The sequence below is a fragment of the Enterococcus sp. AZ067 genome (genome assembly GCF_051715005.1).
GTDB lineage: Bacteria > Bacillota > Bacilli > Lactobacillales > Enterococcaceae > Enterococcus_D > Enterococcus_D casseliflavus.
In genome coordinates, this window is the sequence record NZ_JBIOSY010000001.1 from 2,217,776 (window position 1) to 2,242,435 (window position 24,660).

Sequence of the window (24,660 nt, forward strand, 5' to 3'; positions counted from 1 at the left end):
GGAACCTTTCAAAGGGCTGTTTTTTTCCTCAATCCTCTGCCAATCGAGCAAGAATTTCTTGGTAACGCTGAGTGGCAAAGGGACTGATTTGTCCTTTTTGACAAAAATTCAGTTTCCCCAGTTTGGGTACGACCCGTTCTACGATGACATTGCCATTTTGAACTTTCGATTCAAACTGCTGCAAAGCCTCCAAAAATCGCGCGTCTTTTCTGGCAGAAGGATAAAAAGACAAGACATACAGATAATAAAAAAGATTGTATCCTCTAAAGGGATATTCTGTCTGCATAAATAATGTACCCATCCCATAATGACAGGGACTGATTGGCTGACGGATCTCCCAATGAGCAAGCAAAAATTCGCTTGCTTGCTTAAGCGTTTCCATTTGTTCACGATCATGAGTATAGCGAAAAGCATCAAGGACCGTTAACGTCGTCATTGGCGTGGAAAAGTGGGTCTCAGGGCCGCGACCAAAACTATACTTATTGCACTTCCAGCCGCCATCTGCTTCCTGAGTAGCAAGAAAATAGTGAAAGGTCTGTTGCAGCCGCTGGTCCCTTGTGTAACCAAGAGCACACAGCGTTCGCAAAGCCAACGCCGTATGACATGGATAGATCCCCCCTGACGGAGAAATTTTAAATCTGCCGTCTTCTCTCCATCCTTGAAAGATTAATGCGGCTGTCTCTTTTAATAAGTTCTCCTCACGTGACATGCCAAGTTCAAGTAAATAAAGAGGACTTTCTAAGGTCGTAAAGGGTGCTCCTTTTAGTAATTTATGGTCTGGCGTCGACCATAAATCGGCGCCATGATCATATTGATGGGAAATGATTGCTTCTATGTCTTGCTGAACCCTCTGATCCATATTGATCTTCCTCCATCTCTTAAGTGTCGTGCAATCAACCCAATAATCCTCATTGACCCACGGTGCACTCGCTTCTAGAATGATAAAAATTCAAACGTTTTTAACACATGTGTTAGATTTTTGTTTTTGAATTGTCCAAATGAATTTTAGGAATCAAATAGTTTTTTTCCAAACGGACGTACTTTAAAAAAAGAGTGTTCTAGTTTTCCTGATGACAGGTTCGAAAAAAGTTTGTCTCTGAAATCGCATGGTTATACGAACCCCACAATGAAAGATCACCTGAATAGGAACACGCTCACGCAACAAGTTCATGCCACGCTCTTTTAGTTTAAGGAATCAGGCATAATGAAATAGTTCAAAACGAATGCCTTCTGGGCTTTCAAAGAATAAGGCATAGTAATTAGGGGCGATGCGCTCTTTGTACTCCATTGGTCGATCGTGAAGGATCTTTACCCCTAAAGCTTTTATTTTGGGAAAGATCGCATCTACGACTTCGCGGCTTTCCGCCTTAAATGCTATGTGCTGAACAGAGCCAGGTTTTCTTGAATCGATTTTCTCGTTCTTCCATTCTTTTCGTGGGGAACAAATGCCGAAATCAAATGAATCGCCTATATATTCTACTACTTCCATATCGGCATGTTCTAAATACCCAGAATATTTCTTCTGGAGGTCAAAACCTAATAGTGCAAATAATTGATCATAAAAGCCTTCTGCTTTTTTTACATCATTGACTGTGATTTGGATATGGTGAAACTGAATGTTCATATTCGCTCCTTTCTGGCTAACAAAATAAGTGTTTCAGGAAAAAAGCCGCTTGCGGAAGTTTGATTCAACTAAATTAGCTAGGAAGCTCACTTAATGTAGAAATCACCTTTTCCATTGCCGTTGCTACTTCTTTAGGCAACTTATTATAGCCATCATTTTCTGTCTCTTGAGCCAAAATAAAGTCCAGCCGTCCTTGCATCCGCTCTCTTAAATGAGTAACATAGGAGGCATCTTGAAAATCGACTTTAAAGCCTGTTACTGGCAGGAAACTCATTTCGGTGATCCCACCGAAATTTTTAAATTCAGCCTCGCCTTCCACAATTTTTTCAATCGATGTTAGTGTGACTTCAGGCGTGACTTTCTTGCCTTTGTAAAAGCCTGTATTTAGAATGTAACAAGCCGTTTGGTTTTCTTTAAACAAGTGCATGAAATGGGCAAAATCTTCCCCTAAAGGATAGACTCTAAATGGATTGGCATAAGGTTCGATGACCAGTTTATCTATATCCGTGGTCTCGACAATATGTTCAGCTGTCGTGCGCTTCGTAGCTAAGGTCAAACCAAAAATAGCGGCTAAAATCGGATCGTCAATTTTTACTACCGGAGGCAGCGTGTCATCTTTCATGATCCAAAATACGGCATCGATCGGTGAATCTAAATGGTCCACCCGATTAGGTGTGACATACCGTGATTTGACGGTTCGACCATTCCCATTACGAATATCTTGGGTCACGAGGACCTTTTTTCCTTTCTCGTCTAAAGTAACCCCTACATTTTGACAGGTGATAAAGTAGCGGACATTTGGGTTGGTTAGTGGATAGTCTTGCGTTTTATCAAAATAAGAAGGCTCCAGAGCAGTGGAGGCACCATTTGTTTGATTAATCACAAATGCATCGTCGTGCAGAACCTTGATCTCATATTTGCCACCATGTTCTGCCAATGTGATGGTCGATTTTCCTGATCCTGAAAGACCAAAAGCAGCCATCGTAAATGTTCGATTCGGTAACTGATATTGCTTCATTCCCCCATGACACGCCACAAAGCCATGGCGATGCGCGGTAGCCCAAGCCAAAGTTAATGTCGCTTTTTTCAATTCACCAAAATAGTTTAAGCCCAAGACTGCCGCAACATTGTGTTCAGGATCAAAAAGAGACAGCCCATAAGGAAAATCAGGATGAGACCAATCTGGATCAGCGTACAAAAAAATGTCCGTCTCTGGATATTCTTTGGAACGTTGGTACCTTTCCTCCCATGATTTCGTCATCAATTGAAAATTCAACAAATAAGAGTAAAAGTTGGTTTCATAGTGCTCTGGTATCAACAGGTGAGCTTTGACCATAAACGCTTCATCTAATCCTACAACAACTTCACCACCATAAAATTGCTTGAGGGTTCCTTGGTATAAGGCATCTCGCAAAATGTCTTCATATAATTCTCGCTGGATTCCAGGATGCCCGATGATGCGTCGAGCTGCCGCTGTCCGTCCAACCACTTTTCCGTCATTAAACACGATGACTTTTGCATCCTCTGGTAGTCCTAACTCCTTGGTGTGTGTTACCGGCATATCCGTAAGAATAGCGCCAGAAGATTCTTTTGCTAAGTGATAGGCAGTGGCTAGATCATCAATCCAAGTGACATTGTTCCCATAAAAAGCTGACTCTATCAACACTTTAAAACTAGACAAATGCGTATTTTGCGGTGTAATCTCTTTGTGTGAAAATGCACGAATCGTTGCCATGTGCAATCCCTCCTAACAAAAATTTTCTATTCACTACGTTTATTATAATACTTTCTAATCACCACACGCCATATTTTTATACACATTAACTATAAATTGCCGACAAACCATTTTGTTAAAGGATTTGGCTGTCTGCATATTTGTAGCTCCCCTGCTTTTTGCATTGATTTTGTCCCCGCTCATCAATAGTGAGAAAGAACAAAAAAAACTGGAACAAAAAAGAATGTCTTTCTGTTCCAGTTTCTGGTTTTATATTTCATCCATTCCAAACGTCACAATCGACGTAATTAGATAGACAGATGGGTTATAGTTGCTTATTTCTCAATTGATTCGCCTTCTCTAGTAACTTTGTTATCGTAAGACTTTATGACAATTACCATAAAAAGAACTCACGGTCAAAATCACTGAAAAGAACTCGTTTTTCTTAACGACGTTCTAACAACACGACACACTCCACATGGGTCGTTTGTGGGAACAAATCAACAGGTTGGACTTCTTTTGTCACATACCCTTCTTCTTCAAACAACGCGAGGTCACGAGCCAAGGTTGCTGGATTGCAGGAAATGTAAACGATGCGCTCTGGTTTAACTGCAGCGGTCGTTTCAATAAAGCTGGCATCTAAACCTTTGCGAGGTGGATCAACGAAGACGACCGTCGGTTGAATGCCTTCACGTAGCCATTGCGGCATGATTTTTTCGGCTTTACCGATAAAGTAATGCACGTTTTCGACACCATTTCTTTTGGCATTGGCTTTGGCATCGTTCACTGCTTCAGGAATGACTTCCATCCCTAACACTTCTTTCACGCGATCAGCCAAACTGATCCCGATCGTTCCGATTCCTGCATAGGCATCCACAACGATATCATTTTCAGACAGTTGTGCCATCTCGAAGGCGGTTTGGTACAAGACTTCTGTTTGCGCTGTGTTGACTTGGTAGAAAGATTTCGCTGAGATTTGGAAGGTTTTGCCTAATAATTGATCATCGATCGATGACTTGCCATACAAGACACGCTCGAACTCGCCCATGATCACATTGGTTTTTTCTTCATTGATGTTTTGAATGACAGAAACAACTTCTGGAATCTCTTCGTGGATCACTTCCGCGATCTCTTCTCCCTTGAAGAATTTCGGTTTACGTGTCACTAATACGACCATCATTTCACCTGAGTGATGCCCACGACGAACGACAATGTGGCGTAAGAACCCTTCATGGGCTTCTTCATTGTAAGCTTTGACATTGAAGCGCTGCAAAATATCTCTGACTTTGATGATTGCTTGATCGATGTTTGGATCTTGAATATAAAAGTCTTCGATCGGTACCAGAGTATGGCTGTTTTTGCGGTAAAATCCAGTCGTTAATTTTCCATGAATCTTTTGCACAGGGATTTGCGCTTTGTTGCGGTAACCAAATGGTTTTTCCATTCCGATTGGTGCATTGACCTTGATTTCAGGCAGTTTGGCGATTTTAGCCAAAACATTCTCTACTTGCTGCTGTTTGAAGGCTAATTGTTTGTCATAGCTCAAATGACTCAATGGGGCGATCCCGGTGCGCAACAATGCTTCATTCGGTAATTCTTGTCGATCAGGACTTGCTTGCAACAGTTTCATCACTTTGGCAAAACCAAATTTGTTGCCGACTTTCAATACTTTGACTAAGGCTCGTTCATTTGGCAGGGTGTTTTCAATAAATAATAAGTACCCATCGACTTTGGCGATCCCATTTCCTTCATGGGAAAGATCCAAAATATCAACTTCAAGTTCCTGATTCTTTTTAACAGGATAATTTTTCATAGATTTCTCCTTTGTGCTTGCTTTCTTCATTTTAAAAAGGAATGGCCGAAATTGCAAGCGGTGCTTATTCTAACGGTTCAACTTGACTTCGAGCAAAAAAGAACCGAAGGAGGGAAATCGGCTGATTGCTTTTTCTGGGTCCTGCGGCGAAGAGCCGCTGCAACACAGGAGCAATCCCTTTTCCATCCTTCGGAAAATCGAACAGATCAGAAGTGTTTAAAACTTTTGATCACTGTTTTAGTTATCAGTTATTTTTCTTTTTCTGTGATTTTTCCCGTTCGCTCTTGTTCAAGATTTGTTTTCTTAAACGAATGCTTTCTGGTGTTACTTCACAGTATTCATCATCATTCAAGAATTCCAGTGATTCTTCCAAAGAAAGAATACGAGGTTTCTTGATAACTGAGGTTTGGTCTTTGTTTGCAGAACGGACGTTGGTCATTTGTTTTGCTTTCGTGATATTGACCGTTAAGTCTTTGTCACGAGAGTTTTCACCAATGATCATTCCTTCGTACACTTCGGTACCTGGTTCAACGAAGACCGTTCCACGTTCTTCAATACTCATGATCGAGTAAGTCGTTGCTTTTCCTGTATCGATCGATACAAGTGCGCCTTGATGACGGCCACCAATTTGTCCTTGGATCATTGGCAAATATTGATCGAAGGTGTGGTGCATGATGCCGTAGCCGCGAGTCATTGATAGGAATTCTGTCGTGTAACCGATCAAGCCACGAGCTGGTGCCAAGAAAATGATCCGTACTTGTCCATTCCCTGTATTGATCATATCTTGCATTTCTGCTTTACGCATTCCCAATGATTCGATTACTGATCCCATGTATTCTTCTGGGGTATCGATTTGCACCCGTTCAAATGGTTCGCATTTCACGCCATCGATTTCGCGTTCGATAACTTCTGGACGAGAAACTTGCAATTCAAATCCTTCACGACGCATATTTTCGATCAAAATTGACAAATGAAGTTCGCCACGTCCAGAAACGATCCATGAATCAGGTCCGATTGGATCCACACGCAATGAAACGTCTGTTTGCAATTGCGCCATTAAGCGTTCTTCAATTTTACGAGCGGTTACGAATTTTCCTTCGCGACCCGCAAATGGTGAATTGTTCACGATAAAGGTCATTTGTAACGTTGGTTCATCAATGTGTAAAACAGGTAATGAATCTTGATGATCGATTGGTGTAACAGTTTCACCAACGAAGATATCTTCCATCCCAGAAACGGCAATCAAATCACCGGCTTTGGCTTCTTGGATTTCTAAACGTTTCAAACCGAAGAAACCGAAAAGTTTCGTCACACGGAATTTTTTAACTTCTCCGTTTAATTTCATCAATGCAACTTGGTCGCCGACTTTGATTGATCCGCGGAAGACACGGCCAATACCGATACGTCCAACGTAGTCATTGTAATCAAGCAATGATACTTGGAATTGCAATGGTTCGTCGCTGTTGTCGATTGGCGCTGGAATATGTTCGATGATCGTATCAAACAATGGTGCCATCGTTTTTTGTTGATCAGCAGGATCATCTGATTCACTTGAAGTCCCGTTGATCGCAGAAGCGTAGATCACTGGGAAGTCCAATTGGTCATCGTCGGCACCTAATTCGATAAATAGTTCTAAGACTTCATCGACGACATGCTCAGGACGAGCAGATGGTTTGTCGATTTTGTTGACAACTACGATTGGCACTAAGTGTTGTTCCAACGCTTTTTTCAATACGAAACGTGTTTGAGGCATCGTTCCTTCATAAGCATCAACAACCAAAACAACACCATCGACCATTTTCATGATCCGCTCTACTTCACCACCGAAGTCCGCGTGTCCTGGGGTATCCATGATATTGATTTTTGTACCGTTGTATTCAACCGCTGTATTTTTCGCTAAGATCGTGATGCCACGTTCTTTTTCGATCGCATTTGAATCCATCGCCCGTTCTTGTAATTGGGTATGGCTATCTAACGTTTGGGATTGTTTCAATAATTCATCAACTAATGTAGTTTTTCCGTGGTCAACGTGGGCAATAATAGCGACGTTGCGGATATCATTTCTAATATTCAATTTATAAACTCCTTTTTTGGTGACATTGCACTCGACAAGCCATTATACCAGAATTTCTTTCTGAAATATAGTGCAAAGTTTTCATTTTTACAGAAAAAACCAGATATTAATAAAATATCTGGTTTTTTCTTATTGATTGACGATCGCCAATAATTCTTCAAAAGCTTTCGGTGTACCGCCTACGAACAATTCCCGTCCATTCAAGGATAGCGGCTCTCCTTTGATGTTTGCCATCTTTAATCCAAGGGTTTCTAACAAAACGCCCCCTGGCGCATAATCCCATGGCGCAAGATGAGAAAGATAGCCTGCTCTTTGTCCTTTAGCGAGGGCAATCAGCTCTACCCCAGCACAGCCAGTCATACGAATGCCTAATGCTTTGTCACTGACCTCGGTTTCGTGGTGGCGGTTATGGATCAACATGGGTGAATTCAAGCCAACGAGACCTTCGGATAAGGCAATATCTTTCGGCGGTTCGATCTTCTCGCCATTGTTATAGACACCAATCTCTGGACCACCCCATAAGAATTCATCTTTCATAACATTATAGACAAAGCCAAAGCGCCCTTTGCCCTCTTCGTAAATCGCGATCATGATACAAAAGTTTTCTTTTTCTAACACGAAATTCATCGTTCCATCGATCGGATCAATGATGAAGACCCGCCCACTCATGTCGGCAAGTGTGTCCAGTCCGTTTTCTTCACCTAAAATTTTGGCATCCGGATCATAGGATTGGATCTTACCAATCAGAAAATCTTGCGTGGCTTTATCCAATTCTGTCACTAAGTCTTTCCGTCCTGATTTTGTCTCGACCACTAAGTCTTCTTTATTTAAATTGTCTTTGATCGTTTCACCTGCAGCGATCATCCACTGGCGAACTTCATTAACGATTTCATGCATTCGTTGATCTACCCTTTCATTTTTAGTTTTCCCTCAGTCTTTTTCGCTGCCTGCACAGCATGGTACAGCGAATAGCCTGATAGTTCTTCAAATTCTCTGCCTAAACGGCGTTCCTCGCCAATGCTAGGAACGACTTTCTTAAAGGCTTGATACGCCTCAAGAAACGTACTACTAGGAAGGCCTTTTTCATAGGCTTGTTCTAATCGTTCCCACATCTTCATGACGACGACCATTTCATCTGTCGACCAATCTAAGTCAAGAGGATATTGATAATCCCGCATATTACCACTCCTATTCATCTTATTCAGTGTACCACAAAATTAAAAATAGGTCAGAGCCTCCGCTGCAAAAAAGGTACATCCTAGCAATGAATGTACCTCTTGTATACAAACTATTGAGATTTTTAGAAGCTGAAACCCATGAATCTCAAATTAAGAAGGAAATTCCTTTGTTCTTTCAACGAGATTGCTTATTAGAAAATGACCGATTTCAAAAAGGTTCGTCTAGAAAAGCCTGCAAAAACAAAAAATTTTTAATGATAGTAATTGATTTCCACCACTGTTTACTTATGAAAAACTCTGGGTAATCCGTTCCCCATTGCCATGGAATGACAAATGATCCATCTTCTTGTTGGTATTTTAAAATTTCTTGGGCTTCTTTTTTACATAATTCTTCACTAAAGATCCCAAGCAGCTGCTCTCTTGTAAAGAAAAAATTTGAAGGTTTACTGACATAAGACGTGAACCACTCTTCTGGCTCGTTTGAGACAGTATGGCGAATTTGCTGGAATAAGATCTCGCGAAAGCGGTCATTTGCTAAAACAGGCTGATACTGGATTTCTTCACAGTCTTGTAATAATTCTAGATAGACGACTAATGTGTGCATTTCACTGGTTGGTTCCTTAAGGAAACTTGCAACTGCTGTTTCAACGATTTCTTGTGCTTTTTGATAGAGGGTAGTTTCCCCTGTTTTTAAGATCATACCAGCTAGACTTACCGTTGGGTTGTCTGCTGGCACGCCTACAGGACTCTCCCACCAAATCGCATGCGGATAGGATACCGTTGACGGCACTTGGTTGAACCATTTCCCTTCAGAAAACTCTTTTCCACTAGCTAAATACCTTAAAATCCCTTGGACTTGTGGATTTGTCGAATGAAGGCATTCAAGCTCTCTTAAAATTCGACATGCCTCCCACACTGCAATCGGTGTACTGTTGGGATTCCAATGATCAGGTTCCAAACCATGCCCATACCCACCATCTTCATTTTGGTAGAATTGTAACGCCTGTAATACAGCCTCGCGAGATCCATTTTCAAAATGATACTGCCAACGAGCAAGGTCTAAAGGGCGCGCGTTTTTGTAAATAAATTTTCGAGCATTTTCGAATGCTTCCACATCTTCGCCTCCTTTGGCTTTCTTTCATTATCTCTTACTTTCCTAATGATTACAACGCTTACATCACTACCATTTCTCTGAATGACCATTCTCAAAATAGCTTCTTGGCATTTTTTAAGAAGCATACTTTTGGTGTTTCTCTTTGCATGATGTTACAGTAAGAATAACAAGAAAAAGGAGGAATTCTCTTGCGTTTAGAAAACAAAAAAATCATTGCCTTAGTCGACAATGATTTCGAAGATTTAGAACTGTGGTACCCGGTCCATCGGTTACGGGAAGAAGGCGCGCAAGTCGATTTAGTCGGTGAAGAAGCGCATAAAACGTATATTGGCAAATACGGAGTACCCGCAGAATCAGCCTATGCTTTTTCTGATATTCATGCCGATGACTACGATGCCATCTTAGTTCCAGGTGGTTGGGCGCCTGATAAATTACGGCGTTTCCCAGAGGTCATCTCTTTCGTGCAAACGATGGACAAAGACGAAAAAGTCATTGGTCAAATCTGTCATGCAGGCTGGGTCTTGATTTCTGCGAATATCCTGCAAGGCAAGACGGTCACCAGTACACCAGGCATCAAAGATGATATGACAAATGCTGGAGCCACATGGGTGGATACACCTGTGGTTACGGATGGACATATCGTTTCCAGCCGCCGTCCTCCAGATCTACCAGACTATATGCGGGAATTTATCGCTGTATTAGAAAAGAAATAGTACCCGTTGATCAGATTCAAAAGAGTTGCGACCGAAGCAAATACGGCCGCAACTCTTTTTTCTACCTAGCGATCATTCGCTTAGGATCGCTAGTTTCTTGTTACTTTTAGGGATTTTTTTCACACCGATAAAGGTCAATGCAGCACCTAGAACGGCAAACCCAGTCCCAATCAAAAGCATTTCCCAAACACCAAAGCTTTGGATCAGCATCCCGCCCAAAAGATTGCCAATCACGCCACCGATCGTGGTAGCAATGATAATAATCGTTTGTCCAAAAACCCGATCTTCATCTGCCAAACTATGGTTGAACAAATAAGCCGAAGCTGGAATAAACAAAGCAAAACTAGCCCCTTGCATCAAATGGCTCAATTCCATCAAGACAATGGAGCTGATCAACAGCATCAGCACCCCACGAATGGCAAAGGCAACACTGGAAAACAACAGCCAAAAACGGCTAGACCGTATCCTCACTAACTGTTCAAAGAAAATCATGCCTGGCAATTCGCATAACGCCGCAACCATCAGGGCGATGCCAACTTCCTTACTGCCACCGCCAATATCGGCAAAAATTTGTGCCAAAAAGCTGTTGATCATCGTGTGGAAGCTGAAAAGAAAGCTAAACCCGACAAAGAGAAAGAGTAGAAAAGGATATTTCTTCAAAAAGGCACCTGAATGACTTTGTTCTGTAAGCATCACGGGCATTTCTGGCTTCTTGATCGCTGGCAGCAAAAGCAAAATAATGAGAAACAAAACAGCCTGCCCGATAGCGATCATTGGCAAAAGGGCTGCCGAAAACTCCTCCAAGAGCTGCCCCAGTAAAAAGGAGGTCCCCGCAAATCCTAGTGACCCACCCGCACGCGAAAAGCCAAAATTGATTTTGTTGCCGCTATTCGTGTATTCAAACGCCAAGGCGTTGAGAAAGGACTGCATGGAAACGAGCAAAATCCCTCCTAAGACATAGGTCAGTATTGATAATGCAGGGAAAATCACACCTGCTAAGAGCACCGCGACCACGCCGATTGTCATCGTTTTCAAGACAACGATCAGCGGTACTTTACTTTTTTTGATAATGATTTGACTGATGAAGGGCTGCAAAATCGTAGACGCAATATTGACTAAGGCTAAAATACCGCCAATTTTTGCTGGATCGACCTTGAAATAAATCAAAAAAAGGGTCGCAAAGCCATAGATTGAGCAAAACATCATCCAATAAAGAAATTGCAAACTTGTGTAGTAAAACCGAATCCTCTTGTCACTTGCATGATTACGCATACATCCCCCACCTTATCCATATTCCTTAGCAACTAAATATAGCATAGAACCGATGGATTTACTATCCTTCTAACAACAGAAACCGCAGTTTTATTTGAAACACTAACCGACAACAAAAAAGCGCAGCATAGTATCCTGCGCTTTTCCTACTGCTTCAACTATTTAGAGCTGTTGGAAGGCTTGCGTGAGATCTTCCAATAGATCGTTGATGTTTTCCAATCCAATGGATAGGCGAATCGTCTCTGGACGAATTTTGGCTGCTGCAAGTTCTTCTACGCTAAGCTGGGAATGGGTCGTCGAAGCTGGATGGATGATCAAGGACTTTGCATCCCCGACATTTGCCAGCAAAGAGAAGAGCTTGGTTGCGCCACAAAAGGTTTTGCTTGCTTCTGCTCCACCCTTTAATCCAAAGGAAAAGACGGAACTGGTCCCTTTGGGGAAATACTCCTGCGCCCGTTCAAAATAGGGGCTGTCCGGCAGTGTTGGGAAATGAACCCAAGAGACTTCCGAGTGCTTGGCTAAAAATTCAGCAACTTGTTGCGCATTTTCTACATGACGTTCCATCCGCAACGAAAGCGTCTCGATGCCTAACAGCAACACCCATGAATTGAAGGGAGAAATCGCAGCGCCTGTATCCCGTAAAAGAATCGTTCGTGCCCGAGTGATATAGGCAGCGTTACCAGCGGCTTCTACCCATGAGATTCCATGGTAGCTATGATCGGGATCGACCAGCTTGGGAAATTTGCCATTTGTCCAATCAAAGTTGCCGCTGTCGATAATGGCCCCTCCCAAAGCAGCACCGTGACCACCGAGGTATTTTGTCGTGGAATAAACGACGATGTCCGCCCCATGCTCAAATCCTCGAAACAGATAGGGAGTCGCAAAGGTATTGTCAATGATGAGGGGAATCCCTGCTTCATGAGCGATCGCTGCAATCTTTTTAAAGTCGGCAATATCAATATCTGGATTACCTAAAGACTCTAGAAAAACTGCTTTAGTATTTTCTTGGATGGCTGCTTTTAGTGCTGCCAGATCTTCACTATCAACAAAGCTTGTAGTGATGCCAAAATCTGGCAACGTATGAGCGAATAAATTATAGGTCCCCCCATAAATTGAAGCAGCAGAAACGATATGATCTCCTGCTTGTGCAAGATTTAAAATCGCATAGGTGATCGCTGCTGAGCCAGAAGCCGTTGCTAACGCACCGACACCGCCTTCTAAGAGGGCTAATCGTTCTTCTAGAACAGCCGTTGTCGGATTGGTAATACGGGTATAGATATTGCCATTCTCACTAAGACTAAATCTCGCTGCCGCTTGATCTGCGTCCTCAAACACATACGATGTGGTTTGATAAATGGGTACGGCGCGACTCCCTGTGGTAGGATCTGGTGTTTGTCCTCCGTGTAATTGAATCGTCTCAAATCTTTCTGTCATACTATTCCTCCTTAATAATACAAATAAAAAAGCCCTCTGATATCGAGATATCAAAGGACGTGTTTACGTGTTACCACCTTTATTCAAGCAGACTTTCCAGCATGCTTCTCAGCAAGTACGCGACAAATAAACGTCGTTATACTCTGACGCGATAGCGGGCGCACCCGGATCTCCTTATCTTTCGTACAAGTTCAGAAGATCACCTCTGAGGCCATTTTCGATTGATTCTACAAGTTCTTCTTGCACCCTACGAAGACTCTCTAAGCTTGCCAAATCAATGTACTTTCCTCATCAACGGTTGAAATATTAAGAGCATCGTATCATTTACAGAAGATTCTGTCAATAGCTTAGGATCGCTTTATTTTTGGTGATAAAAAAACTCGTTCACCAAATGATGAACGAGTTTCAAAAAGCTTAAATGTGGATTGGTAAACCTAGAGCTAACTCAGCAGCATCCATTGTGATCTCACCTAGAGATGGATGTGGATGGATGGTTAACGCGATATCTTCTGCGTTCATGCCAGATTCAATAGCAAGAGCAAGTTCTGAAACCATATCGCTTGCTCCTAAACCAGCAATTTGCGCACCGATGATCACATTGTCTTCAACCGTTGTTACTAAGCGAATGAATCCTTCGGTTTTTCCTAGAGATAACGCACGACCGTTACCTGAGAATGGGAATTTGAATGCTTTTGCTTCAATTCCAGCATCCTTGGCATCTTTGATGGTCATTCCGACAGAAGCCAATTCTGGGTCAGTAAAGGCAACTGCAGGCATCGCTTTGTAATCAACAGCAACTTTTTTGCCAGAGATTGCTTCAGCAGCGATTTTTGCTTCGTAGCTGGCTTTATGTGCTAATGCAGCACCAGGAACGATATCACCAATTGCGTAGATGTTTGATACGTTGGTACGGCCTTGTTTGTCAACCGTGATCAATCCGCGTTCGCCTACTTCAACACCTGCTTGTTCCAAGCCCATGTCATCAGTATTTGGACGACGGCCAACAGTAACCATCACGTAATCAGCAGTAACTGATTCTTCTTTACCATCTACGGCATATTTCACAGTTACGCTATCGCCATTGTCAATTGCTTCTTTCGCCATTGCGTTGGTAACGACTGTTACACCTTTTTTCGCAAAGTCTTCTTCAACCAATTTGACCATGTCTTTTTCATAGGTTGGCAAGATTTGAGGAGAACCTTCAAGGATCGTTACTTCTGCACCTAGGTTTGCATACGCTGCACCTAGTTCAGAACCGATGACACCGCCACCGATAACAACGAATTTTTTAGGAACTTCTTTTAATGCCAATCCGCCAGTTGAATCAAGGACACGTCCGCCGAATTTGAAACCAGGGATTTCAATTGGACGAGAACCTGTTGCGATGATTGCATTATTGAAAGAGTAAGTTTGTGCTGAATCTGGGTGGATGACACGCAATGTGTGATCATCAACGAAGAAAGCTTCTCCTTCAATTGTTTCAACTTTATGTTTTTTCAATAGGAAACCAACACCAGAAGTTAACGTTTTAACGACTTTGTTGTCTTTCCATTCTTGTGTTTTGGTAAAATCAAGGGAAACATTTTCACTTGTTACACCAAACATTGTTGAATCCAAAGATTCTTGGTAATGATGACCTGCAGCGATCAAAGCTTTTGAAGGGATACAACCAACGTTTAAACAAACGCCGCCGATGTATTCTCTTTCAATGATTGCTACTTTTTGTCCCATTTCAGCAGCGCGGATGGCAGCTACATAGCCGCCAGGTCCCGCACCGATTACAACTGTATCTAATTCAACAGCAAAATCTCCAACTACCATTTGTTAATCATCCTTCCATCATTAATAGCTCTGGATCAGCTAATAGACGTTTGATATTATTCATTGCTTGTTGCGCTGTTGCGCCATCAACGATACGGTGGTCGAAGCTTAATGAAAGTTTCATCACACGTCCGACAACGATTTCGCCTTCAGCGTTTACGATTGGTTGTTGCGCGATCGTACCTACACCCAAAATAGCTACTTCAGGGTAGTTGATTACTGGTGTGAACCAGCCGCCACCAACTGAACCGATGTTACTGATCGTGATGGTACCGTTACGCATATCATCTGCAGCTAATTTGCCGTCATGAGCAAGTTTTGCTTTTTCGTTGATTTCATCAGCGATAGCAAACATGCCTTTACGATCTGCATCTTTTACGTTTGGTACATACAAACCATGGTCAGTATCTGTTGCGATACCGATGTTGTAATAGTTTTTGTATACGATCTCTTGTTTTGCATCATCGATCGACGCATTCAAGATAGGGAATTTTTTCACTGTTGCAGTCAATGCTTTCACAACATATGGTAAGAAAGTAAGTTTTGTGCCGTTTGCAGCAGCAACTTCTTTGAATTTCTTACGGTTATCCCATAGGTTTGTTACTTCAACTTCATCATGCAAGGTTACATGAGGTGCTGTTTGTTTGCTGTTTACCATCGCTTTAGCGATTGCTTTACGTGTAGGTGTTAAGGCCACACGTTCTTCTAAATCACCTAAGTTTGATTTGAAGGCTTTTGCTGGAGCTGCTGGTTTGCTTTCAGTTGCTGCAGCTTTTGTTTCTTCTTTCGCAGGAGCTTGAGTTTCAGCTTTTGCAGCTTGTCCGCCACCTGATAGGAAGTTTTCGATGTCTTCTTTTGTTACACGGCCGCCTTTACCTGTTGCTGATACTTGAGAAATATCAACATCTTTTTCACGAGCAAATTGACGTACAGAAGGCATAGCCAAGACGCGTTTGTTAGGATCTGCTGCTTCAACAACACTTGCTGAACCAGAAGTTTCCACTTTTTCTTTTGGTGCTTCTGCAGATGTGCTTGATGAAGCAGGCGCACTGTTGTGACCAGGTGCGTCGATTTCAACTAAAACATCCCCAACATTTGCGACTGTTCCTTCAGCAACAACGATGTTTTTCACTGTTCCTGTTACTGGAGATGGAATTTCTTCCACTGATTTGTCGTTTTGAACTTCAAGCAACGTATCATCTTCATTGATGGTATCTCCTGCTTTAACGAACCATTTTACGATTTCACCTTCTGCAATTCCTTCACCGATATCTGGTAATTTGAATTGGAAAACGCCTGCGCCTTCAGAAGAACCAGCTGATGCTTCAGCCGTTTCCGTTGTAGGTTCTGCCGCTGGTTTTGCTGGTGTTTGAGACTCTGCTGCTACACCTTCATCGCCTTCGTTGTCTTCATGTCCTGGTGCATCGATCTCAACAAGGACATCCCCAACGTTTGCGACTGTACCTTCAGGGACAACGATGTTTTTCACTGTTCCTGTTACTGGAGATGGAATTTCTTCCACTGATTTATCATTTTGAACTTCTAGTAAGGTATCATCTTCATTGATGGTATCCCCTGCTTTGACGAACCATTTTACGATTTCGCCTTCTGCAATTCCTTCACCGATATCCGGTAATTTAAATTGAAATGCCATTTTCTATTCTTCCCTTCTTCAACTATTAAAAGTTCACGATTTCTTTCACTTTGTCTTCGATGTCTTTTGCATTTGGCAACCAAATGTTTTCAGCTTGACCGAATGGGAAGATCGTATCTGGTGCAGACACGCGTCCGATTGGAGCTTCTAGTGATAGAACCGCACGTTCAGAAATTTCAGAAACGACTTGAGCGCCAACACCTGCTTGTTTTTGTGCTTCTTGAACGACAACCACACGACCAGTTTTTTCAACTGATTTGATGATCGTTTCAACATCAAGAGGAGCAACTGTACGCAAGTCGATGATTTCAGCGTTGATGTTTTCTTTCGCTAAGTTGTCAGCAGCTTTGATTGCTTCACGAACCATCGCACCATAAGTGATGATGGAAACATCAGAACCTTCACGAGTTACTGCTGCTTTGTCTAAAGGAACTTCGTATGCTTCTTCCGGCACTTCTTCACGGAATGAACGGTAAAGTTTCATGTGCTCTAAGAAAACAACTGGGTCATTGCTGCGGATAGAAGCAATCAATAATCCTTTTGCATCATATGGGTTTGATGGAATAACGACACGGATACCAGGTGATTGAGCGATCAATCCTTCCAAGTTATCTGAGTGCAATTCTGGTGTGTGCACACCGCCACCAAATGGTGAACGAATAGTGATTGGTAAATTACGTGTACCACCCATACGGTAACGAGTACGCGCCATTTGACCAACGATTTCGTCAAAGGTTTCAAATACGAAACCAAAGAATTGGATTTCTGGAACTGGACGGAAACCTTCTAATGCTAAACCGAAAGCCAAGCCGCCGATACCAGATTCAGCAAGAGGGGTATCGAAGACACGATCTTCGCCGAATTTTTCTTGTAAACCTTCTGTTGCACGGAAAACCCCGCCGTTTTTACCGACATCTTCACCAAAGACTAAAATCTCTTTGTCATTTTCCATTTCAACAGCTAAGGCATCTGTAATTGCTTGAATCATTGTTTTTTGTGCCATGACTATTTCGACTCCTTCGCTTCGTAAGTTGCAATTTGTTCTTTAATGTTTTGTGGTTGAACTTCAAACATGTTTTTCAAGAAATCTGAAACTTTTTGTTTTGGCACGCGGTCCGCTTCAGCGATCGCTGCTTTGATTTCTTCTTTTGTTTGTTCAATGACTTGTTCTTCTTTTTCTTCAGACCAAAGTCCTTTTTCAGTTAGGTAAGTACGGAAACGTACCAATGGATCTTTTTGTTGCCATTCGCTGTCCATGTCTTTTGAACGGTAACGGGTTGGATCATCACCAGACAATGTATGTGGACCGTAACGGTAAGTCAAGGTTTCGATCAATACAGGACCGTTGCCGTTTGCTGCCCATTCACGAGCTGCTTTAGAAACATAGTACACTGCCAATGGATCCATACCGTCAACTTGGATACCAGGGATCCCAGCTGCTGCTGCTTTTTGTGCCAATGTTGGTGCCGCACTTTGTACTTCACGAGGTGTAGAGATCGCAAAACCATTGTTTTGGATGTAGAATACAGCGTTTGCATGGTATGCCCCTGCAAAGTTGATTGCTTCATAGAAGTCCCCTTGTGAAGAACCGCCATCACCTGTATAAGTGAATACAACATTTTTCTTATTGCGTTTTTTCAATCCTAAAGCAACGCCGGCTGCTTGGACGTATTGTGCACCGATGATGATTTGTGGTGGCAATGCTTTTAAATCTTCTGGGTAAAGGTTCCCAGCAACGTGACCACGTGACCATAAGAACGCTTCTTTCAATGGCAGACCGTGTTGGATCAACTGTGGTACATCACGGTAACCTGGTAATAGAACGTCTTCTTTTTCAAAAGCAAATTGACTTGCTAATTGGCTTGCTTCTTGTCCAGCAGTTGGCGCGAAGAAACCTAGACGACCTTGACGGTTTAACGCAGTTGAGCGTTGGTCTAATACACGAGACCATACCATACGAGTCATCAATTCAACTAATTCGTCGTCACTTAAATCTGGTACTAACTCTTGATTTACAATTTTCCCGTCTTTGTCCAAAGCTTGGTAAGTTGGAAAATCTGCATTGACTTGCTCCAAAATCGCTTGGAAATCAAGTGCTTTTTGTTTTTTTGCCATCTTGACACACTTTCCTCTCTGATATAAAAATTCACTTTCGTATGTAACAGGGTTTAAATCTGTACTATCGAAATTTCATTTACTCTTATAAATTATCATTTAACTTCGAAAATGACAAGTGAAAAGGGTATTTTTTTTAATAAAACAATTCCCACTGTAGCAACTCTTAAGAAAACATTAGTGAAATTAATCACATTAAAGCAATCGCTTTCTTCAATTTTTTCTTTTCAGATTCTTTTTTTTATTTAAGAATAGTACAGCAATCATCATTTGGCTAAACAGATTCACCATTAACCTCCTTTTATTACTTGTGAAGGATTCGACTTGAATCAAAAAGAATTTTCTTAAGATGAGAAAAAAATAATACAGAGATTGGATAAAAAGAAACAGATCGGCAATTCTCCCCTCCATAGGAAGAACGCCGACCTGTTTTTTTAAATCCATTCTTTCGTTACATGAATGTAAATGCGTTTGGCAAATTCAACTGTTACTAAATAAGCGAAATTGATACCAATAAACCATGGCCAGTAGCTTGATGGCAACGCCGCAAAATCGAAGACGGTGTGCAATGGCGTCAAGATAACTAAGAAGCCAACTGCAATTGCTAGGACGCTGGAGATCAAGACTGCCGGTGAAGCAATACTATTGATAAATGGTAATTTTCTTGTTCGGATCATGTGAACGACTAAGGTTTGTGTCGTTAAGCCGATCATAAACCATCCTGCTTGGAACAAGGCTTGCTCTTGGATCGTATTTGCACTAAAGACATGCCACATCACAAAGAAGGTCAAAATATCAAAGATGCTGCTGACCGGTCCAATGCCGACGGTAAACTTCAGTAGTCCGCCTACTTGCCATTTGACTGGTTTTTCTAACTCTGCTTTATCTACGTTATCCCATGGAATCGTCAATTGTGCCATATCGTACACCAAGTTTTGAACCAACAATTGAATGGACAACATTGGTAAGAAAGGTAAAAAGGCACTAGCAACTAAGATCGAGAACACATTCCCGAAGTTCGAACTCAACGTCATTTTGATGTACTTCATCATATTGGTAAATACTTTGCGCCCTTCGATGACCCCTTTATCAAGGACATTTAAACTTTTTTCTAATAAAATGATCGAGCTGGCATCTTTGGTGATATCTGCTGCTGTATCAACCGAGATGCCAACATCTGCCGTGCGTAAAGCAGGCGCATCGTTGATGCCATCTCCCATAAAGCCGACTGTATGGCCTGCTGCTTGAATGGTTTCAATGATTCGTGATTTTTGCATTGGGTTTAATTTTGCAAACAGATTGGTTTTTGCAGCTTTCGCTGCTAACTCTTCATCTGACAGATGATCAATGTCGGTTCCCAACAAGTATTCATCTGCATCGATACCAACATCTCGGCAAACTTTTTGCGCAACGATCGCATTATCTCCAGTCAACACTTTGACATTGATGCCATGACCGTGTAAAGAAGCAATCGCTGTTTTGGCTGTTTCTTTTGCTGGATCTAAGAAGCCCATAAAGCCAATCATGATCATGTCTTGTTCGTCTGCTACAGAATAAACGGCATCTGCGTGAGCATCGCGTTTTACGGCAACTGTCAACACACGCATCCCTTGTTTATTCAAGCGCAGGTTCACTTGACGTAATTGCTCTCTCAATTGAGGAGTCAATTCCATCACTTTGCCATCAACTTCTACGTATTTGCAGACTTGTTCCATTTCTTCAGCTGCACCTTTTGTGACCATCAGTTGATGACCATCCGCATTGACAACAACCGTCAAGCGGCGACGTGAAAAGTCAAAAGGAATCTCATCGATTTTTGTCACATCGTTAAATGGCGCTGCCAAACCTTCTTCTTCATAGTAGTTTAGGACTGCGATATCCATCAGGTTTTTCCACCCTGTTTGATAGTAAGAATTTAAATAGGTCATATCAAGAACTTGTTTATCTTCTACGCCAAACGGGTTTAAATGTTGTACCAGCACGACACGATCTTCGGTGATCGTACCCGTTTTATCGGTACATAGGACATCCATTGCACCTAAGTTTTGAATCGAAGGCAATTCTTTGACGATCACTTTTTCTTTTGACAAAGAGATCGCCCCTTTGGCTAAGTTACTGGTAACGATCATTGGTAGCATTTCTGGCGTCAAACCAACTGCTACTGCAATCGCGAAGAACAACGCTTCGCCCCAATCACCCTTGGTTAATCCATTGATCAATAAAACGATTGGGAAAAGAACCATGACCATTCGCAACAAAAGTTTGCTGACTTTCGTTAAGCCATCTTCAAAGGTTGTTTTGCCGCGTTTCGTGGTCGCATTTTTAGCAATATCGCCAAAGAATGTACTTTGACCGGTTTTCAAAATAATGGCTTTTCCTTGACCACTTAAGACATCGGTACCCATGAAAACAAGATCTTGCATATCTAGTGCAGAAATTTGTTCATCGCTTTCTTTGATCCCAGCATCGACAAATTTTTCAACGGGCATTGATTCGCCTGTTAATGAAGATTGATTGATAAATAAATCTTTGGTCCAAATCAAGATCGCATCCGCAGGGATCATGTCGCCAGTTGCTAAGGTGACGATGTCTCCAGGAACGACTTCATCCATTGGAATTTCTCTCGTGATTCCATCTCTGGTTACGGAACAAGTATTTTCAATAAGTTCTTTTAACGCTAAGCTTGCTTTTTGGGAACGGTATTCTTGGACGAAAGTAATCATGACACTGGCTAAAATCATGATTCCCATCACGATCACTGCTTCAATATCGCCTGTTACAAAAGAAATAATCATTAATAGGGCTAAAACTAACACAAAGGGATCTTTAAAAGCGCCTAAGATCATCAACCAAGCGGGTGTTGGTTTTTGTGCGTCGACTTTGTTTGGACCATACTCTGCTAAACGCTCTGCAGCATCTTCTTCCGATAACCCTTGAAAGGAGGTCCGCATCTCCATCAACAATTCTCTTTCGGTCAATTTTGCAAGTAATTTTAGTTCTTGATCTTTCGATAGTTTTTTTAACATCTTTTTTTCCTCCTAGCACTTAGGAGTTGCTTACGCCACCCCTAGCGATTCGATAACTACTCCGCTGTTTCATCTGGGGACTGGGGTATTCCATGTGAATCTTCCTTTCTTTTTATTAGGTAAGTCACTGTGGAACGCGCGCAAAAGACACAAAAAAACGCACGCTCCCAATAAGCATGCGTAAAAAACTCATGATCATTGTAGAGCTTTAGCACTATAGGGCGTAGATAGCAAATTTGCTATCAGCTGCTTTGGGTTTAACCTTCACGATTAGACCTGTCCTACCAACTAAGCATCTCTCGATGCTTTTGCGGCAGCAGCTTGTGTCCATATAGGAGCCTCACCTAACAATTATTTGTATAAAATGTCAGTTCGTCGGAAGTCTTTCTTCCAACTACCCACATAATAACTGCTATCCTAACCAATGTCAACAGCATCTAAGGAAAAAAGTACCCTTTTTTCAAAGTTTTCCATAGGTTTTCAAATGAAAGGTCTTACAATAAAATAACAACGTTAAAGAACTGATGTGATTTTATACTTGATAAACCTTTATATACGAGCAGATGAACAGAAATCCTTTCAAAGCGAAACTCACACTTAATCAAGCTTCTTCGTTTGTCACAATCAACGAAAAAATGGAAACGGCGTTCCCGCGTGTTTCATGTATATAAAAAGACAGCCATTTAACAAACAGCTGCCTCTTTCTCTATGTTCACCTATACTGGGAGAATTATTATTCACTCTAGCTCTCACGAAAAATGATCGGCTAAAATTTGCAGGATTCGCTGGCTTGCTTTCCCATCGCCGTATGGATTTTCTGCATGTGCCATGGCATTGTAAGCTTCTGGATCTTCTAGCAGTCGCTTTGTTTCTTGATAAACCGCAGCTTCAGACGTACCGATCAGTTTTAACGTACCTGCAGCAATACCTTCGGGACGCTCTGTTGTATCTCGCAAGACCAAAACAGGAACGCCTAATGACGGCGCTTCTTCTTGGACACCACCGGAATCCGTCAAAATCAAGGTACTTTGATTCGCAACGTTATGAAAATCAATGACATCTAAAGGCTCAATCAACGTAACATTTGCTAGTTCCCCAAGAATCTCCTGAGCAATCCCTCGGACTTGGGGATTCTTGTGCATAGGGAAAACCACTTTGATCGTTGGCTTCTCCTTTGCGATCTGTGCTAAAGCACGAAAGACCTGCTGCATCGGAGCACCTAAGTTTTCTCGACGATGCATTGTTAGTAGGATCATGGTTTGATCTGCTGCGGAAAGTTCTGGATGCTGGTATTCCTCCGAGATCGTATAACGCATCGCATCAATGGCGGTATTACCTGTTACATAAATCGCAGCCTCATTGCGGTTTTCAGCCAGCAGATTTTTTTTGCTTTGGGAAGTTGGCGCAAAGTAAAAATCAGCTAAGACATCGATCAACTGACGATTGGCTTCCTCTGGATAAGGAGATTTTTTGTTCCATGTGCGCAAACCGGCTTCCACATGACCCACAGGAATTTGCTGATAAAAGGCGGCCGTCGCGGCTGCATAAGCGGTGGTCGTATCGCCATGAACCAGCACGATATCAGGAGTTTCTTTTTGCAGGATCGGTTCTAGATCCAGTAAAACTTTGGTGGTGATCCCTGTCAAGGTTTGCCCTAAAGTCATAATATCCAGATCATAGTCTGGTGTGATCTCAAAAACCGTTAATACTTGATCCAACATTTCTCGATGCTGCGCCGTCACCACAACGATCGATTCAAAACGCGGGTCGTTTTCCAATTCCTTTACTAGTGGCGCCATTTTGATGGCTTCCGGTCTGGTACCGAACACTGACATCACTTTGATTGTCATTTGGTCACCCGCTCCTCTACTCTTCGTTGCTTCTATTATAACGAAGAAAACAGAAAAACAAAATGGTTCTTCTTACAAAAAAAGAAACGACCAATAGAAGGTCGCTTCTTTAGTATCCTGTTTAGATCGTATCTCCATTAAAAATCGAATTTTTCACGATTACGTAATCCACTTTACGAATCGATTCTAAATCTTTTCCACCTGCATAAGAGATCGATGACTGCAAGTCTTGCTGCATTTCAACTAACGTGTCTTTCAAAGAACCTTTGTATTGAATCCAAATTTTCTTTCCTTCCACGTTTTTCTTTTCACCTTTTTGAAATTCTGATGCAGAACCAAAGTATTCTTTCATCACAACGCCGTTTTCTACTTTCGTTTCACCAGGTGATTCTTCATGACCTGCAAACAATGAACCGATCATGACCATTGTTGCACCGAAACGGACAGATTTAGCGATATCGCCGTGTGTCCGAATGCCGCCATCTGCAATGATTGGTTTGCGAGCAGCTTTGGCACACCAGCGTAGTGCTGCTAACTGCCAGCCGCCAGTTCCGAAACCAGTTTTGATTTTTGTGATACACACTTTCCCAGGTCCAATGCCGACTTTCGTTGCATCTGCACCAGCGTTTTCCAATTCACGAACTGCTTCTGGTGTTCCAACATTTCCAGCGATCACAAACGTTGCTGGCAAATGCTTCTTGATGTGTTGGATCATATTGATCACGGCGTTTGAGTGGCCATGAGCAATATCGATCGTAATAAAATCAGGAACAAGCTCTTTGTCAGCTAGTTCTTCCACAAAGGCATATTCATTTTCTTTGACACCTACGCTGATAGAAGCAATCAAGCCACGGCTCTTCATTTTTTTGATAAATGGAATCCGTGCTTCTTCATCAAAGCGGTGCATAATATAAAAATAGCCATTTTCAGCTAAAAATTCTGCGATCGAATCATCAATAATCGTTTGCATATTTGCAGGAACGACAGGCATCTTAAAAGAGTGTCCGCCTAATGTCACCGTGGTATCACATTCTGAACGGCTGTTCACGATACACTTGTTAGGAATCAGTTGTATATCTTCGTAATCAAAAACTTTCATGTCAAACATAAAAATATCCTCCAAATCTTACTAAGAGTGAAGCAAGCATCAAATGGCCTCAGCCTATTTTTAACGCCCACAACAATTTAAACCACCTAGAAGTGAAATACAAGCTTTTTAGAAATACTTTTTAAAAAAAAAGGATGAATGTTCGTCTTT

At 42.0% G+C, this 24,660-nt stretch carries 18 protein-coding genes, 1 riboswitch and 1 other annotated feature; of the genes, 1 reads left to right on the forward strand and 17 read right to left on the reverse strand.

Features of this window, described 5'->3' with window-relative positions:
- Positions 1-28: 28 nt before the first annotated feature.
- From IGI82_RS10570 to IGI82_RS10605, 8 genes are all read right to left on the reverse strand, one after another.
- Entirely contained in the window at positions 29-859 is an 831-nt protein-coding gene (locus tag IGI82_RS10570) for a prenyltransferase (protein ID WP_413135522.1), read from the reverse strand.
- 336 nt (positions 860-1,195) lie between these two features.
- The gene (locus tag IGI82_RS10575) at positions 1,196-1,624 is read right to left on the reverse strand and encodes a VOC family protein (RefSeq protein WP_010749608.1); all 429 of its coding nucleotides are present in this window, start codon (positions 1,622-1,624) and stop codon (positions 1,196-1,198) included.
- A 73-nt stretch (positions 1,625-1,697) separates the two neighbouring features.
- Positions 1,698-3,359 (reverse strand): phosphoenolpyruvate carboxykinase (ATP), encoded by a 1,662-nt coding sequence (locus tag IGI82_RS10580; protein ID WP_438842196.1) that lies wholly within the window; start codon positions 3,357-3,359, stop codon positions 1,698-1,700.
- A 424-nt stretch (positions 3,360-3,783) separates the two neighbouring features.
- On the reverse strand, positions 3,784-5,151 hold the full coding sequence (gene rlmD, locus IGI82_RS10585; protein WP_034872224.1) for a 23S rRNA (uracil(1939)-C(5))-methyltransferase RlmD: 1,368 nt from the start codon (positions 5,149-5,151) through the stop codon (positions 3,784-3,786).
- 244 nt (positions 5,152-5,395) lie between these two features.
- Positions 5,396-7,225: a translational GTPase TypA gene (typA, locus tag IGI82_RS10590; protein ID WP_005236363.1), complete on the reverse strand. Its 1,830-nt coding sequence runs from the start codon at positions 7,223-7,225 to the stop codon at positions 5,396-5,398.
- Positions 7,226-7,354: 129 nt separating this feature from the next.
- Complete coding sequence (locus IGI82_RS10595; RefSeq protein WP_016611043.1) at positions 7,355-8,122, reverse strand: inositol monophosphatase family protein; 768 nt, start codon at positions 8,120-8,122, stop codon at positions 7,355-7,357.
- A gap of 8 nt (positions 8,123-8,130) precedes the next feature.
- Complete coding sequence (locus IGI82_RS10600; protein ID WP_008381425.1) at positions 8,131-8,403, reverse strand: UPF0223 family protein; 273 nt, start codon at positions 8,401-8,403, stop codon at positions 8,131-8,133.
- A 208-nt stretch (positions 8,404-8,611) separates the two neighbouring features.
- Positions 8,612-9,517 (reverse strand): hypothetical protein, encoded by a 906-nt coding sequence (locus IGI82_RS10605; protein ID WP_016613344.1) that lies wholly within the window; start codon positions 9,515-9,517, stop codon positions 8,612-8,614.
- A gap of 188 nt (positions 9,518-9,705) precedes the next feature.
- Here IGI82_RS10605 and IGI82_RS10610 point away from each other — a divergent pair, with 188 nt between their 5' ends.
- Positions 9,706-10,230 (forward strand): type 1 glutamine amidotransferase domain-containing protein, encoded by a 525-nt coding sequence (locus IGI82_RS10610; protein WP_005230058.1) that lies wholly within the window; start codon positions 9,706-9,708, stop codon positions 10,228-10,230.
- 72 nt (positions 10,231-10,302) lie between these two features.
- On the opposite strand, the gene IGI82_RS10615 is transcribed toward IGI82_RS10610, so the two are convergent.
- The 9 genes from IGI82_RS10615 to guaC form a co-directional block, all read right to left on the reverse strand.
- Positions 10,303-11,502, reverse strand: coding sequence for an MFS transporter (locus IGI82_RS10615; RefSeq protein WP_016613343.1), 1,200 nt, complete (start codon positions 11,500-11,502; stop codon positions 10,303-10,305).
- 162 nt (positions 11,503-11,664) lie between these two features.
- Complete coding sequence (locus IGI82_RS10620; RefSeq protein ID WP_016613342.1) at positions 11,665-12,936, reverse strand: O-acetylhomoserine aminocarboxypropyltransferase/cysteine synthase family protein; 1,272 nt, start codon at positions 12,934-12,936, stop codon at positions 11,665-11,667.
- 50 nt (positions 12,937-12,986) lie between these two features.
- Positions 12,987-13,240 (reverse strand) — a binding site (T-box leader).
- Between the two features lie 110 nt (positions 13,241-13,350).
- Positions 13,351-14,757 (reverse strand): dihydrolipoyl dehydrogenase, encoded by a 1,407-nt coding sequence (lpdA, locus tag IGI82_RS10625; RefSeq protein ID WP_005230052.1) that lies wholly within the window; start codon positions 14,755-14,757, stop codon positions 13,351-13,353.
- Between the two features lie 7 nt (positions 14,758-14,764).
- A complete protein-coding gene (locus tag IGI82_RS10630; protein ID WP_005230050.1) occupies positions 14,765-16,411 on the reverse strand; it encodes a dihydrolipoyllysine-residue acetyltransferase in 1,647 nt (548 codons plus the stop codon).
- A 25-nt stretch (positions 16,412-16,436) separates the two neighbouring features.
- Complete coding sequence (locus IGI82_RS10635; RefSeq protein WP_005230047.1) at positions 16,437-17,414, reverse strand: alpha-ketoacid dehydrogenase subunit beta; 978 nt, start codon at positions 17,412-17,414, stop codon at positions 16,437-16,439.
- Between the two features lie 2 nt (positions 17,415-17,416).
- Positions 17,417-18,526: a pyruvate dehydrogenase (acetyl-transferring) E1 component subunit alpha gene (gene pdhA, locus IGI82_RS10640; RefSeq protein ID WP_005231936.1), complete on the reverse strand. Its 1,110-nt coding sequence runs from the start codon at positions 18,524-18,526 to the stop codon at positions 17,417-17,419.
- A gap of 434 nt (positions 18,527-18,960) precedes the next feature.
- On the reverse strand, positions 18,961-21,552 hold the full coding sequence (gene mgtA / locus IGI82_RS10645) for a magnesium-translocating P-type ATPase (protein ID WP_010749598.1): 2,592 nt from the start codon (positions 21,550-21,552) through the stop codon (positions 18,961-18,963).
- A 187-nt stretch (positions 21,553-21,739) separates the two neighbouring features.
- Positions 21,740-21,911, reverse strand: a riboswitch (M-box (ykoK) riboswitch).
- Between the two features lie 390 nt (positions 21,912-22,301).
- Positions 22,302-23,402: a non-hydrolyzing UDP-N-acetylglucosamine 2-epimerase gene (gene wecB / locus IGI82_RS10650; RefSeq protein WP_010749597.1), complete on the reverse strand. Its 1,101-nt coding sequence runs from the start codon at positions 23,400-23,402 to the stop codon at positions 22,302-22,304.
- A 121-nt stretch (positions 23,403-23,523) separates the two neighbouring features.
- On the reverse strand, positions 23,524-24,501 hold the full coding sequence (guaC, locus tag IGI82_RS10655) for a GMP reductase (RefSeq protein ID WP_005230038.1): 978 nt from the start codon (positions 24,499-24,501) through the stop codon (positions 23,524-23,526).
- Between the last annotated feature and the right edge of the window lie 159 nt (positions 24,502-24,660).